Origin of the sequence: Shewanella electrica, assembly GCF_022321485.1 — a bacterium.
GTDB lineage: Bacteria > Pseudomonadota > Gammaproteobacteria > Enterobacterales > Shewanellaceae > Shewanella > Shewanella electrica.
This window is the reverse complement of sequence record NZ_JAKOGG010000001.1, coordinates 68,987-83,468: the sequence shown is the minus strand read 5'-3', so window position 1 is coordinate 83,468 and position 14,482 is coordinate 68,987. Positions and strand designations below refer to the sequence as shown.

Below are 14,482 nucleotides of genomic sequence, written 5' to 3'. Positions count from 1 at the left end.
ATTGTTTTTCATATAAACCAAAAGCGAACATTTTAGTTCGCCTTTCCTAAATAAAATATTTTCGAACTATTTAGTTTCAATGTACATAAGTGAAACTACTCAACAACCCAATTGAGATGATTTGTTCGAAAAACTTCTACGCCAGTACGTCGAATAGAGTCAATCCATAAACTAGCATCTTGATCACTAGCACCATAGCAGTGAATAGCACATTCTTTTATCACCCGATGTTCATTTTCAAGCGTTGTTGGCATTAAACCTGCATCATCGGTATTAATACATACCTTTACTGGGCCCCGACGAATTCCAAATCGATTTGCTCTTTCCCCGGGTTTAAGGTCATCACGTTTTGGCGGTGACCACCGAAAAATAGGGTGTTCTTGATAACTTTCTAGTCGACCAATATATACATTTGATGTTGGACAAGCCTCTAAAATCCACTGCGACTGACTGAATTGTTCCAACATCAAGTCTTGTATTCCGTGGATAAGTTCAAGTTCACCAGCTGATAGCGAATCTTCAAGTATTCCAGGTTGGAAGTGTATGGTATTTATTCCAAATTTTTTTGCGTAACTAATCGAAACAATTTGCTTATGGTCCTTATCATGACGTTTTCTACCTAAATATTTTAGCCAGAGATCATAAGCCGTAGTTCTAGACACAGGACAACTTTTTTCAGCATCTATAATTTGCATTAAATCAGGAACTAAAATTGGTAGCTCTGTGTCAAGAGCATCATTCTGTTTATCAATAGTTAATGGACAATTACGACGCAACTTCCATGCTTGGCGGAGTGTCTGAGGTGACAGTTCTTCACCATGTAACTCGCGACAAAAATGATATATTTTTTCCTTAATTACCATAACAGCTGGCTGAAACTGAGGATAAGTAGCGATCAATTCCATGCCTTTTTGATAACACCAAACGAGGTTATCGAGGTGCTCCTGTAACGGCAGATAAATATGTTGTTGTCTCTCTATCCATTTATCAACATTTACCCCTAAAGCTAAGCCATGGCCAATCCTATCTCCTGGCTTGTAATCACAAAATGTCACAGCTTCATCAATGGCCCTTAACCCACTCAATATATGCCCATAGTCTTCACCAGCATGTAAAGTTATAAATGGCTGCCGTAAGCGTTTCTCTCTAGGAAATTTATAGTGGTGACTGGAACTTCTCAGTAAACGTAATGCAGGCGAAAATACTTCTATTGGTAACTCGTTTTCGTTTCCTGCAACATCAAATCCACGCAACATTGCACGTAGATCAACTCGTTGCGACTTGGTAAAGTCTTCACTAACGATTGGATAGGCATCAAAAGTAACTGAGCTTAGGAGTTCCCTCAATTTTTTGAGTTGTTTTGATACTTTTTTGCGGGCAAAAGTATAGCGTCTGGACTCTTCTTTTTTATCAAATCCCCTCGTGAAGTGATAAACAAAATGAACCTGATGCTCCTTCTTTTGCTTAATAAAATCTCTGGCTGCACTCGAAAAAAAATGATAATTATTTTGAACTATTCTAAATTCACGTAAATGGTGGTCATAAAGATCATAAATTTGACTTTGCTTGCCGTAATCTATCCCTACAAGTGGCTTTCGATATTTAAACCCAAAATATTGGACAAAATCACCCAATCCAACACCAGATACAATCATATAGTTACGCAAAACCGATGCTGTTTGTATAAAGGCTTGAACTAAGCATTTGTGATGTTCAGAAGCATTTTGACGTATTAATAACAAAAAAGCAGTTGTGATTAATAACCAACTAGCTGGACCATTTTCATTGGTAGCAGCATGTAATAAACGTAAGAAATGGCTATTAGCTGGAAAATTAATTAACTTAGAGATATGAGGAGTAACGTTATGAGTCAATAATGATTGCCAATCAAATGCTGAGTCTGTTCTATTAGTATCTTTAGTTGATTCGTCATTGATAATTAAACCAAACAGGCGATGGAATAGAACAGGTAGCAAGGTAAGATCACATATTCCACTATTAAATAAGCTGTGCTCTTCACGGTAAGGCCATCTTTCACGAGTTATATCATTTGGCTTCTTATTTAAGTATAACGCAAAAGCCGCCATTGAAAGGCTATTATTTCCGTGCCCTCCAAGATGTACATGATTATCCGCAACAGGTTCGCCATCAAATCGTTTTGGCAGTGAATTGGGGCATTGCTCCCTTATCAAACTAATGACCTGTTCCACTGATAAAATACCATTATCAATTGCCTCAGAATATCCAGCACCGATTATCCAAGAAGGATCAATCTGACTTAATAAAGCAAGCCAAGATTCAAGCTGATGGTTTTCTACTTCAAAGCGGTCACCACACCAGCGTATAAATTGCTTCTGAAGTTTATCCAATACAGATAGCAAATCAAATGATTTCTCTATATCTATCCACTGACTTAGTGCTAAGTCGATGTCTTCCCGTCTTAATCTACCAGACAGATACCCTTGGTAGTCTCGCATAGCCAAACGATAAATTTGCTGTTTAGTTTCGTTATTAGTGACTGTCGGTGAAGTGGTTTCAATTGCATAATTTAACAACCTATCCGAACTCATTAATACTGAAGGAACTAACCATTGCAACTGAATATTAAGCATCGGTATGTACCTGCATAGACTCTAAAATTTTGTATACATTTACATGTTTACCTTTGTAGTCGTCTATTTTTGAGCCTTTTCTAGTCATTTCATCATTTAATTCAGTGAAAAGATTTTTTTGTTCTTCTTTTGCAAACGCTTCCGAGTTAATAGCTGCAATTAATTCATCAGGTGAGTCATATCTTTTGCCTTTCATCGCAATCTTATTTATCGCTGTAAAACTCTTACCCCGTACTTTTTTTTGTTTTGTTGTATTGCCTAGTTTTTGATTGCTATTGGATGAACTACGAGCTTTGGGTTTACTAAAAATAAAAGTAATTGGAGCGGATTCTACATCAACACAGTCATCTATATTTATGCCCAACCCGGTAAAAATAGGGTGATTCAAAATAGATTCTAAAAATTTAACACCTGACGTATTTTCTATTTTATCAACAGTTGTATCTTTCAAATCGTCCTTGCTACTCTCACTAAGCGCACCTTTCGTATCATTATTACTATGCTCACTCGCTGCAGAAGTATGAATCCACCCTACATTCCTCTTATAAGTGCTTGAGAAACTAGAAAAATAATTTATATCTCGAAGAGTGGTAGGTAAAGTATCAAGAGCTAAGTTAGCCTGAACTACACCATCTGACTTTATAAAAGATGCAAAAGCATTCACTAATATATATCGGTACCGAAGGATGGCATCAAGGAGCTGATCCTCTTTATTCTTATCATTATGATAGCGTTCTCTTAAAATATTAAGTTGACTAAACGCTTTATTAAACACTGCAGAAAGCAAAGCTATAAGGTGAGAGGTATCCGTTATATAATCTTGTAAAATACTTGCATATTTCTCTACCCAATTAATTAATTCATTAGAAAAATCAACAATAATTTTAATGTCTTCATTTGCATCATTACTTGCAGTAATATTCTTAGAGCCATTTTCTAAATCATCAGGCGAATTTTCGTTAACTGTTTTAGTCGGATTTAATGCATGTATTGAATAAAAAGGAACACTATTGAAAATATTTATAAATATGTCTTTCCAAGCTTCCTTATTTTCATTCTTTAAACTTGAAGCCATAAAAAGTGATGTAGCAAGTAATTCAAATGCCCGACTAAAAAATATTTTTCTCTGCTGATTACCTTGCGTGCTGTAATATGCCCAATTAGTGTAAACACCTAAAGCTAATTTGCTCTTATCTTCTTTTGCATTATCGTTAGTAATTGACATCCTATCTGTATGCATTTCTAACGGTGGCATACTACGTAAAATTTTATCTCTGATCGTATTAGAAAGTAAATTGTCATTGTCTGCAATCGCGTATACTTTTGCCACTCTCTTTTGTTCATCAATATAGTCGTATTTAGCCCATGGCAATCGTTGAGCAGCTTGCTCTTTAACATTAAAAGCCATTAACTGGGTTAACCTAAATGGCTGTTCTTTTTTATGCAGAAGTTGAATTGCCGAGCGTGCTAGAACATAACTAGCACCATGTTGTTTACCCTCTGCCCAGATACGCATACTTTCCCAGTCCTGTAATGACAATTGTTGGTTAAAATCTGTTTTACAAAGTATGGATGGCGGAAGTAATCTGACTAGTTGTCCAACTTCACGAGCTGAAGAGGGTAACGGATAATCAGCACTCTTTTCTTCACTATTAATTGAACCAAAGAAGTAGCGTTTTAAATTGTGTTGGTAGTCTTGATAGGACTGTTTGTGATTAGGTATTGTAAGTTCAGGATCCTTAATAATAAGACTTGAAACAAGGTCTTCTATCGGCTGCAAAGCAATACGATATTGATTAGGTAGTACTTTAGTTACATATGCCTCAGATAATTCTTTGCTTTTTTCATCACGAAATTGTGAGTCATTATCATTAAAAGGAGGCTCACTATTTAGATCATTTGCTAGTTTTAATTTAACTAAATGCTGATATAACTCCAGATCACCGCTCACTATTGGGATGATGTCGGGGCAAGACAGTCGTCGACGAATTTCCTCTAATACCGAATATGCCTTACCCAATGCCATATCTACATCATCGATTGGCAATACGATGGCATCACAATTAAGAATATTTTTTGCAGCCGCAACAAACTCATAAAATAATTTGTCTATTTTTATTCCAGAGCTGTACTGAATAATTTTATCTAAACCAGCATGTTCACTTATATCACCCGGTTGTTCTATAGCCTCTGCTAACTTGCGAAGAGAATCATAAAACTTTTTTTCATTAATTTCGTGTCTTGATGAACATCGCTGAGATGAGTTTAATTCACAAATAACTTGGTTATAGATATGAGCAATAAGAACATTCGTAAAACTATCGTGATCTTGTAACAAAGTAGGATCAATTATTGGTGTAAAGTGCAATGCAGGGACAAGACCATCATCCTTTTTCTTTTTTTTCCATATGGATTTCGCATTTTTTAAAAAAACCGATTTACCAGTTCCTCTTCCTCCACTAATTAATATCGCATCATGAATGCTGTTTAGATCAATGTGCAGACTATTTTTAACAGTCCTATCAGCAGCCTGTATACCGAACTTTTCGAGATGTTTAACTAAAATATCTGCTGCTTGCTGTTGCCATAATTCATCAGTAGAAAAATATTCATCATATTCAGGCTTTTCAAGGTTTAGTATTATAGATGACATAACATCGCTTCAATAATGCAGAAGAATAGTTTTAATAATATTGATTATTCAGCATATATTCTAGATTTTTTATCAAATTAGTAGTATTTATTCACAAAAAGCAAAGCTTACGTAGTTAACAGCCAAAAAAAAGCGAACCTTTCGGTTCGCCTTTCAGTATCTAATCTTCCACCCAGCTAAATGGCGTGACTGCCGATGCTAAGGCAAGGCAGCGGGGGATTTTCGCCGCGCAGTTTACTGTAGTAAATGAGCAGCGGAAATCTTTCGCTAACGTGGCTCTTTACATGAGCATGCAAGGCCAAGTAGCCATGAGCAGGCTACTTATAGTCTTCCATCGGCACACAGCTACAGAACAAATTGCGGTCGCCATAAACATCATCAATCCGGTTCACGGTCGGCCAAAACTTATTGGCACGTACCGCTGCGCTTGGGAACACAGCCAGTTCACGGCTGTATGGACGTTCGTCAAACGTTGGGTCCATGATATCAGCCATAGTGTGCGGTGCGTTGTGCAGCGGGTTGTTATCCGCTGGCCATTCACCGGCGGCCACTTTGGCGATTTCGCTACGGATTGACACCATGGCGTCGATGAAGCGATCCAGTTCCACTTTTGATTCAGATTCGGTTGGCTCAATCATCAGCGTACCCGCTACCGGGAAGCTCATGGTTGGCGCGTGGAAACCGTAGTCGTTCAAACGCTTAGCGATATCCATTTCGGTCACGCCTGACGCTTCTTTTAACGGGCGCAGGTCGATAATACATTCGTGCGCCACGCGGTCGTTACGGCCACGGTACAACACTGGATAGTGCTCAGACAGCTTTTTGGCTAAGTAGTTAGCGTTCAGCATGGCGTTTTGGGTCGACAAACGTAGGCCTTTAGCGCCCAGCAGCTTGATGTACATCCAGCTGATTGGCAGGATGCCCGCGCTACCGTATTGCGCCGCAGAAACTGCGCCGTTGTTGTCGCTTGCTTTGCCCAGTTTAACCACTGAGTGACCGGCGACGAACGGTGCCAAATGCGCTTTAACACCGATAGGACCCATACCTGGGCCACCACCGCCGTGCGGGATAGCAAAGGTTTTATGTAGGTTGAGGTGCGATACGTCGGCACCAATAAAGCCCGGTGCAGTAATGCCTACCTGCGCGTTCATGTTGGCGCCGTCCAAGTACACTTGGCCACCGTGTTGATGAATGATGTCGCAGATGTCGCGCACTGATTCTTCATACACACCGTGGGTAGATGGGTAAGTGATCATGATGCAAGCGAGGTTGTCGGCCACTTCCGCCGCGCGAGTGCGCAGGTCGTCTAAGTCAACGTTACCTTGTTTGTCACATTCAACCACCACTACTTTCATGCCCGCCAGCTGTGCTGATGCTGGGTTAGTCCCGTGGGCAGAGTGTGGGATTAAACACACGTCGCGGTGCGCTTGGCCGTTGGCTTCGTAGTATTTCTTAATCGCCAACAAGCCAGCGTATTCGCCTTGTGCGCCTGAGTTTGGCTGCATGCACACTGCATCGTAACCAGTGATTTCTACCAACCAAGCCGACAGTTCGTCCACCAATTGGGTGTAACCTTGGGCTTGTTCTTGTGGGCAGAATGGGTGCATGTTGGCAAATTCTGGCCAGCTCACTGGGTTCATTTCTACTGCGGCGTTGAGCTTCATGGTGCATGAGCCGAGTGAAATCATCGAGTGGTTCAGCGCCAAGTCTTTATCTTCTAAGCGCTTGATGTAACGCATCATCTCAGTTTCGCTGTGATACTGATTGAAGGTTGGGTGGCTCAGAATGGCATCGTCACGCAGCAAGTGTGGCGGAATAGACAAACTACCGTTAGCCACAATGTCGCTATCCAGTTGCGCTACATCCAAACCATGTCCAGCGCCAAGGATGATATCGAACAGTTCGGCGATATCAGCGCGGGTGGTAGTTTCGGCGAGGCTCACGCCTAAGCTGCCTTCGGCATCGATACGCAGGTTAACTTCAGCGGCTTGAGCACGGGCGATAACGGCGGCGCTGTCGGCAACGTTGAAGGTTAAGGTATCAAACCAGGTGTTGTTACTAACGCTGACGCCTTTGGCTGTCAAACCTGCCGCCAGAATATCGGTCAGGCGGTGGATGCGTTCAGCAATCGTTTTCAGGCCTTGTGGGCCGTGATATACGGCGTAGAACGAGGCCATGTTAGCCAGCAGGATCTGCGCAGTACAGATGTTAGAGTTGGCTTTTTCGCGGCGGATATGTTGCTCACGCGTTTGCATGGCCATACGCAGTGCGGTGTTGCCGCGAGTATCTTTTGATACGCCGATAATACGACCCGGCATTGAGCGTTTGTGTTCATCTTTAGTGACGAAGAACGCCGCGTGTGGACCACCAAAGCCCATTGGTACGCCAAAGCGTTGCGTAGAACCAAACACTACGTCAGCGCCGATAGCACCCGGTGCTTGCAGCACAACCAGCGACATGATGTCAGCCGCAACAGTCACAATCGCTTTCTGTGCTTGCAGCTTGGCAAACAGCTCAGCGTAATCACCAATGGCACCAAATTTGTTGGTGTATTGGAACAGTGCGCCAAACAGCTCGTAGTTGACGGCGGTTTCCGCTGGGCCAACTACCACTTCAAAACCGAAACATTCGGCGCGCGTTTTTACCACGTCGATGGTTTGTGGGAACACGTCGTCCGCCACAAAGAAGATGTTGGCTTTTTTGGCTTTAGACACGCGTTTTGCTAGTGCCATGGCTTCGGCGGCGGCAGTAGCTTCATCCAGCAACGAAGCGGAGGCCAAGTCCAGACCGGTCAAATCCATCGACATCTGTTGGTAGTTCAAAATCGCTTCTAAACGGCCTTGGGCAATCTCTGGCTGATATGGCGTGTAGGCCGTGTACCAACCGGGATTTTCCAGCACGTTACGCAGGATCACGTTGGGTACTTCAGTACCGTAGTAACCCATACCGATGTAGCTTTTGAATACCTGATTCTTAGCGGCAACATCGCGCAAATACGCCGTACCAGCGGCTTCGGTGCAGCTGTCATCCAATGCTAATTCACGGTTTAAGCGAATGGCACCCGGTACGATTTGGGCGGTGAGATCGTCTAAAGATTCTGCGCCAACATAGTTGAGCATCTGTTGCTGTTGTGCGGCATCAGAGCCAATATGGCGGCGGATAAAGAGATCGTGTTGCTCGAGCTGAGCGAGGGTTTGCTTGGTCATGTGACTATCGTTTCCACTTGTCGCCGATATACGCCTTGTAGGGGGAGGCTAACTATCGGTCGTTATGATGTTCAAACAAACGAAGCCCCTAAATGGGGCTTCGAACTCACCGACGATTATTCTTCGTCGATGACGGCCTGATAGGCATCAGCGTCCAGTAGGTTTTCCAAGTCGCCATCGTCAGAAGGCATAACGCGGAAGAACCAACCGTCGTTGTATGGATCGCTGTTAACCAGTTCTGGGCTATCTTCCAGCGCTTCGTTAACGGCAACTACTTCACCAGAGATAGGTGCGTAGATGTCAGAAGCGGCTTTTACTGATTCCGCTACGGCGCAATCGTCGCCAGCGCTCAGGGTATCGCCCACTTCTGGCAATTCTACGAATACCATGTCACCGAGCAGCTCTTGCGCGTGTTCAGTGATACCTACGGTGTAGCTACCGTCAGATTCTTTACGAACCCATTCATGTGAAGCGGTATAGAGTAGTTCGTTAGGAATGTTGCTCATTCTTGTCTTCCTTTGCCTTAATTCAGAATGCTTGTTTGCCGTTGCGCACAAAATTAGGTGCGATCACCTTTACAGCGACGCGCTTCTTGCGCATCTCCACTTCGGCAGTGCTCCCGATTGCGTTAGGAACACGTGCCATCGCAATAGAATAGCCTAATGTGGGTGAGAATGTACCGCTGGTAATAATGCCTTCGTGCTCAACACCGTTATCATCGGTGAAATACACAGGCATGCCGTGACGCAGTACACCTTTTTCTTCCATCACCAGCCCAACCAGTTTGTCGGTGCCAGCAGCTTTTAATTCAGTCAGCGCCGCGCGGCCAATAAAGTCGCGCTCGCTTGGTTCCCATGCAATGGTCCAGCCCATGTTAGCGGCTAATGGATTGATGGTTTCATCCATGTCTTGACCATAGAGGTTCATGCCTGCTTCAAGGCGCAGCGTGTCACGGGCGCCAAGGCCAGCGGGTTGCACGCCAGCGTCTAACAGCGCTTGCCACAGATCAGCGGCTTCGGCTTCTGGCACCATGATTTCATAGCCCGCTTCACCGGTATAACCGGTAGTGGCGATAAACAGTGAACCTGCTTGCACACCAAAGAACGGCTTCATCCCCTCTACTGCGGCGTTTTGCTCAGCAGTAAATACGGTGGCGGCTTTGGCTTTAGCGTTAGGGCCTTGCACGGCGATCATGGCAAGTTCTGGTAGCTCAGTGATGCTGACATCAAAGGCGGCGGCTTGCTTGTTGATCCATGCGAGGTCTTTTTCGCGTGTGGCGGAGTTAACTACCATGCGGTAATAGGTATCGGTGAGGTAGTAAGTGATCAGGTCATCAATCACACCGGCGTCTTCGTTAAGCATGCCGCTGTAGAGTGCTTTACCAGTCACTTTGAGTTTGGCCACATCATTGGCCAGCAGATAACGCAAAAACGCTTGGGCTTTTTCGCCTTTGATATCCACTACGGTCATGTGTGATACGTCAAACATACCGGCATCTTTACGCACTGCGTGATGCTCTTCAATTTGAGAGCCGTAGTTCAGCGGCATATCCCAGCCGTGGAAGTCGACAATCTTTGCATTAGCTTCTACATGCTTGGCGTAGAGAACAGTTTTATTAGCCATTGTTATCCCTTCTCTGTCGGGGCTTGCGATGTTCTTATCCTGCTGACACAGGGTCAAAATGCTTCCCGAGTATAAACTGCGGCCGAATTTGTTATACAGGTTAAATTTCTAATCCGAGGGTTTATGCATTAGTTTTACTTATGAATAGGCATTATTAAAACCTACTATTGAGGCTTAGACAGGCAAAATAAAAGCCCAAAATATCAATTTATTTTGGGCTTTTGTGTGGATATATGGCGTTAAACCAGATTTTCTAATTAGGGCGGCAAAGTGACGGTAACTTGAATTTATGTCCCATGGCCTGTTGCATGAACAGTGTTTTCATTCCTGAAACACTATTAACGAGGTTTAAGCCGATATCGCGGATCGCTTTCTTCACCGGATTGTTACCTAAGAACAGTCGATGGAAGCCTTCCATCGCGGCAATCATCTCCATCGCTTCTGCTTTACGCCAACGCTCTAAGGTGCGCAGGTTTTCATAAGCGCCGATATCTTTGTCTTCGCTGTGCAGTTTGCTCACCACTTCGACAATGGCGCCTGCATCTAAAAAGCCTAAGTTAACGCCCTGCCCGGCTAATGGATGAATGGTATGTGCCGCGTCGCCCGCCAACACTAACCGATGTTGGGCAAAGTGACGGGCAAAACGCATCCGCAGCGGGAACGATTGGCGTTCGCTTTGTAGCTGACATAAACCCAGCTTGCCATCAAAAGCGGCGGTGAGTGCTTTGTTGAATGACTCATCATCCAACGCCAGCAGTTGCTCGGCTTTTTCTGGCGGAACTGACCAAACAATGGAGCATAAATCCGCTTCAAACAGCGGCAAAAAGGCTAGCGGGCCATCGGCTGAAAATGCCTGACGGGCGCAGCCATTATGTGGTAGTTGGGTTTTGATGGTGGCGACAATTGCTTGATGGTCATAATCCCAAAACGTCAGTGGGATTTGGCATTGCTGACGTACCCAAGAGTTAGCGCCATCGGCGGCCACCACGAGCGCTGCACTTAAACTGTCACCGCGTTCAAGGGTGATCCACGCTTCGCGCTCGCCAAAGGCCAAGGTGCGTACGTGTTCGTTTTCCAGCAGGGTAAGATTGGTTTCGTCGTGGGCACTTTGCGCCAAGGCGTATTGAATCGCATCGTTTTCGATGATGGTGCCGAGGGAGTTTTCGCAGATGTTGGCGGCATCAAATTGAATCGCGCCCATGCCATCTTTTTCCCACACATCCATTTTGCTGTATGGCGCCAGACGTTCAGCAGGAATGTTGTGCCAAGCGCCTAAGTTTTCTAATAACGCTTGGCTGGCTTTGTTAATCGCGCTGACACGCAAGCGCGGTACGCCAGTTACTGGTGCGGCGGCGCGGCTATCAATCACCACCACTTGCAGGCCCGACTTAGCTAATCCACACGCTGTTGCTAAACCAACCATGCCACCGCCGATGACGGCCACATCATAACTTTGGGTTTTGAACATGCTTAGCTCCTTGTCCACGAAATGCTTTGCTGCCGCCCTTGCCAGCCCATCGCCCGTTGCGCTACCGGCGTTTTTAATGGCGGAAACCACGACAACATGCGCAAGCCAAGATTACGCCCCGCTACCAACGGCCAATGTTGGTTGGAAAATCCGCGCACTAACAGCTCAATGCTGGCGATAGTTTCGCGGCGATCGTCTGTGCGGCTTGCTAGATAATCATGGATCACTTTTGCGCTGCCGACATCCCCATTTTGCGTAAGTGCGTGGCTAACCACATCAATCAGTGCCATGACGTCACGTAACCCGAGGTTAAAACCTTGTCCAGCAATGGGATGCAAGGTCTGTGCGGCGTTGCCAATATACAGGGTGCGGTGATACGCCGGACGCGGCATTTGCGATAACGCCAGCGGGTAACTGTGGCGCTGGCCCACTTTGACAAACTCGCCCGCGCGGTTGCCAAATGCTTGCTGCAGCGCCTGTAAAAAGTCGGCGTCGGATAATTCGAGATGTTGCTGTAACAGTGGCGTTGCCATCGCCCACACTAACGACAAGCGCGGTTGGCCGTCACTGTCGGCCATGGGCAATAATGCCAGCGGGCCGTTTTCGGTGAAGCGCTCCCACGCCATGTGCTGATGCGGCTTGCTGCAAGTGACGTTGGCGATAATGGCGCTTTGACCAAACTCGTTCACTTCCAGCGGTTGCTGTTGCAGCTGCCGTACTTTGGAAGTTAGGCCATCGGCGGCCACCAGCAACTGGCAGTCGATTTGGCGGCCATCGTCGAGGGTTAAGCGGTGTTGTGCCGCAGTGCTGTCGATGCTGGCAAGCGTGGCTGGGCAAAAATAGTTGATATCGCTTTGTTGCAGTAAGGCTTCTAACTGCTGACCTGCGCGGGTGAGTTCGACCACTTGGCCTAAAGCATCCAGATGGAAGCGCTCAGCATTGATTTCGGTCATACCAAAATGGCCGCGATCAGACACATGAATATCGGTAATCGCGGTGCCAAGCTTAGCCAGATGTGGCCAAATACCTAACTGTTTTAGGGCGAAAATTGAGCCGTGTGCCACCGCGATGGCGCGGGCATCAAAACCGGAAGCTTGTTGACCTGATTGATGCGCCTCAATCACGGCGATACGCAGGGGTTTGCCTATACGTTTGGCTTGTTCGGCCAAGCCTAAGGCGGCGCTGGCGCCCACCATAGCTCCGCCGACAATGGCAATATCGACCTGCGTCAAATTGGCGTTAGAATCCATTGTTGTTATCAGGCCAGTGCGACTGACCTGTACTCCTTAATGCAAAATGCCCTTATCTTGCTCGGCGTTGGCGACCGCTTGGGCGTGCAGCACAAACTCTGTAAAGCATAAGATGGTTGACATGCGGACGAACTCTAACAGTTCTTCAAAGGCAGCTTCACTCTCTTCGTCATCGCTCACGTTCAAGTCGACTTGGGTGATTTCGGCCAGATCGCGGATCACGTCCCGCACATCGCTAGAAGATTGGTTCAGCTTAGGCTGCACCACGGCGATGCCGGTAAGGAAACTCTGAGTCCACAATGACAGCGCTTCCAGCCGGGTTGCCAGCGGTTCTTCTTCCTCTGGCAATAACAGAGTGAAGCCGAAATCAGGATCGGCCAAGCGCGCAGCCACATCTTGATGCATCTCTTGCAGCAATACGTTCAATGTGGCTGGCAGTGGTTGGCCGTCGTTCATCAGCTCACACATTGGCTGCTGCCAACGCTCTTCTGCCGCACCACCACAAATGATGCCCACCAGTGCGCCATGCACTTCTACCGGATGTTGACCGATTTCGGCACTGGCTAACTGTTCGCGTAGCTTATCGATCTGTAATGAAGGAGGGGTTGCCATATCCAACAATCTCATTGGGAAAAAATACTCGGCCAATGCTATCAGAGTTGCCCACACTCACCAAGGGAATGAGCGCACAACTGTTCGCTCCACGCCTGCGCTAAGTCAAAACTTCAGCGTATTGTGTGGTTTGCTAGGGGCTGTTTATCTTTAGTGTTTAATCTTTGTTCAAATTAAAAACGTTATGAACGAGGCTCGGTCTGCGACGCTTAGTCAACTAAGCAAGCTGGGGGCAACAAAGTTCAGGATGCATTTAAATGAACCCTTCGGGCAGCGACAGAGCGCAATTTATTCAGCGTTAGGTGCTGTTGGTGGAGAATAACTGCACTGCACATCACCTGCCTTGCCTAAATCACGCTCTGTCAGCTGCAAAAACAATCAGCAAAGATAAACAGCCCCTAGCTAACTGTTCAGTGAAACATCAAACAAACAATAATTAATTAACGGTTCAGCTTAGGTCACTTGCACTTTAAAACGATGGCCTTTATAGTCCGCCACAAGAGCAAGGCAAACGGAAGATTGTCAAAAATGAGTACCAATGCTGTTGATATCACCCTGATGGGCCGCAGCTACTCAATTGCTTGTCCCGCTGGGCAGGAGAAGGCTCTGAAACTGGTGGCGCACAATATTGAGCAGCAGTTAACGCAGCTTAAAAGCCGCACCAATAGTCTGAGTCGTGAAGATTTACTGGTCATGGCGGCGTTAAATATCGGTCATGAATTACTGACCGAAAAGATGAAAAATCAAGAATATATGGAACAGATGGATGATCGCATCCGTGTGTTACAGTCAACACTAGAACAGGCGCTGGTTGAGCGCAGTGTTAGTCGCGACTAAAATAGAGTTATGAGTGATTCACTCAACAAAATTTGCTCCCTGGTGTGTGCGATAGCTGGCAATGTCCCTGTGCCGATATCTATGACCAAAGGGTTATTGTTTTTACTGACATTGAGCATGCTCGGCTTGACCGAGAAGCCTTAGGAGGTAATCAGTGACCCGACCTTGAACTTCTGGTTCAAGGGCTTACGCCGGTAACGGCACACCGGGGAGCATCCCAA

At 45.7% G+C, this 14,482-nt stretch carries 9 protein-coding genes and 1 other RNA gene; 2 read left to right on the top strand and 8 right to left on the bottom strand.

Translation table 11 applies throughout. The features are described from left to right. Positions 1–95 precede the first annotated feature (95 nt). From rdrB to L9G74_RS00265, 8 genes are all read right to left on the bottom strand, one after another. The gene (gene rdrB / locus L9G74_RS00300) at positions 96–2,612 is read right to left on the bottom strand and encodes an antiviral RADAR system adenosine deaminase RdrB (protein WP_238894170.1); all 2,517 of its coding nucleotides are present in this window, start codon (positions 2,610–2,612) and stop codon (positions 96–98) included. Then, the gene (locus L9G74_RS00295; protein WP_238894168.1) at positions 2,605–5,265 is read right to left on the bottom strand and encodes a hypothetical protein; all 2,661 of its coding nucleotides are present in this window, start codon (positions 5,263–5,265) and stop codon (positions 2,605–2,607) included. The genes rdrB and L9G74_RS00295 overlap by 8 nt, the downstream gene beginning before the upstream one ends. 317 nt (positions 5,266–5,582) lie before the next feature. After that, on the bottom strand, positions 5,583–8,471 hold the full coding sequence (gene gcvP, locus L9G74_RS00290) for an aminomethyl-transferring glycine dehydrogenase (RefSeq protein WP_238894166.1): 2,889 nt from the start codon (positions 8,469–8,471) through the stop codon (positions 5,583–5,585). 116 nt (positions 8,472–8,587) lie between these two features. After that, entirely contained in the window at positions 8,588–8,977 is a 390-nt protein-coding gene (gene gcvH, locus L9G74_RS00285; protein WP_238894164.1) for a glycine cleavage system protein GcvH, read from the bottom strand. A gap of 22 nt (positions 8,978–8,999) precedes the next feature. Next, positions 9,000–10,094 carry a glycine cleavage system aminomethyltransferase GcvT gene (gene gcvT / locus L9G74_RS00280; protein ID WP_238894162.1) on the bottom strand — a complete coding sequence of 365 codons (1,095 nt, stop codon included), beginning with the start codon at positions 10,092–10,094 and terminating at the stop codon, positions 9,000–9,002. Between the two features lie 253 nt (positions 10,095–10,347). Then, positions 10,348–11,562: an FAD-dependent oxidoreductase gene (locus L9G74_RS00275; protein WP_238894160.1), complete on the bottom strand. Its 1,215-nt coding sequence runs from the start codon at positions 11,560–11,562 to the stop codon at positions 10,348–10,350. A gap of 2 nt (positions 11,563–11,564) precedes the next feature. Further along, a complete protein-coding gene (gene ubiH / locus L9G74_RS00270; protein WP_438944533.1) occupies positions 11,565–12,824 on the bottom strand; it encodes a 2-octaprenyl-6-methoxyphenyl hydroxylase in 1,260 nt (419 codons plus the stop codon). 24 nt (positions 12,825–12,848) lie between these two features. Continuing rightward, the gene (locus L9G74_RS00265; RefSeq protein WP_238894157.1) at positions 12,849–13,424 is read right to left on the bottom strand and encodes a UPF0149 family protein; all 576 of its coding nucleotides are present in this window, start codon (positions 13,422–13,424) and stop codon (positions 12,849–12,851) included. A 528-nt stretch (positions 13,425–13,952) separates the two neighbouring features. Here L9G74_RS00265 and zapA point away from each other — a divergent pair. Both zapA and ssrS read left to right on the top strand, forming a co-directional pair. Next, positions 13,953–14,261, top strand: a complete 309-nt coding sequence (zapA, locus tag L9G74_RS00260; protein WP_238894155.1) for a cell division protein ZapA — start codon at positions 13,953–13,955, stop codon at positions 14,259–14,261. Positions 14,262–14,294: 33 nt separating this feature from the next. Then, positions 14,295–14,477, top strand: a non-coding RNA gene (ssrS, locus tag L9G74_RS00255) — 6S RNA. The last annotated feature ends 5 nt before the right edge of the window (positions 14,478–14,482 follow it).

Bases quoted from the DNA above. Each gene is read 5' to 3' on its own strand.
- gcvT (WP_238894162.1), bottom strand. From the start codon at position 10,094: ATGGCTAATAAAACTGTTCTCTACGCCAAGCATGTAGAAGCTAATGCA.
- zapA (WP_238894155.1), top strand. From the start codon at position 13,953: ATGAGTACCAATGCTGTTGATATCACCCTGATGGGCCGCAGCTACTCA.
- gcvP (WP_238894166.1), bottom strand. From the start codon at position 8,471: ATGACCAAGCAAACCCTCGCTCAGCTCGAGCAACACGATCTCTTTATC.
- gcvH (WP_238894164.1), bottom strand. From the start codon at position 8,977: ATGAGCAACATTCCTAACGAACTACTCTATACCGCTTCACATGAATGG.
- L9G74_RS00295 (WP_238894168.1), bottom strand. From the start codon at position 5,265: ATGTCATCTATAATACTAAACCTTGAAAAGCCTGAATATGATGAATAT.
- rdrB (WP_238894170.1), bottom strand. From the start codon at position 2,612: ATGCTTAATATTCAGTTGCAATGGTTAGTTCCTTCAGTATTAATGAGT.
- L9G74_RS00275 (WP_238894160.1), bottom strand. From the start codon at position 11,562: ATGTTCAAAACCCAAAGTTATGATGTGGCCGTCATCGGCGGTGGCATG.
- L9G74_RS00265 (WP_238894157.1), bottom strand. From the start codon at position 13,424: ATGGCAACCCCTCCTTCATTACAGATCGATAAGCTACGCGAACAGTTA.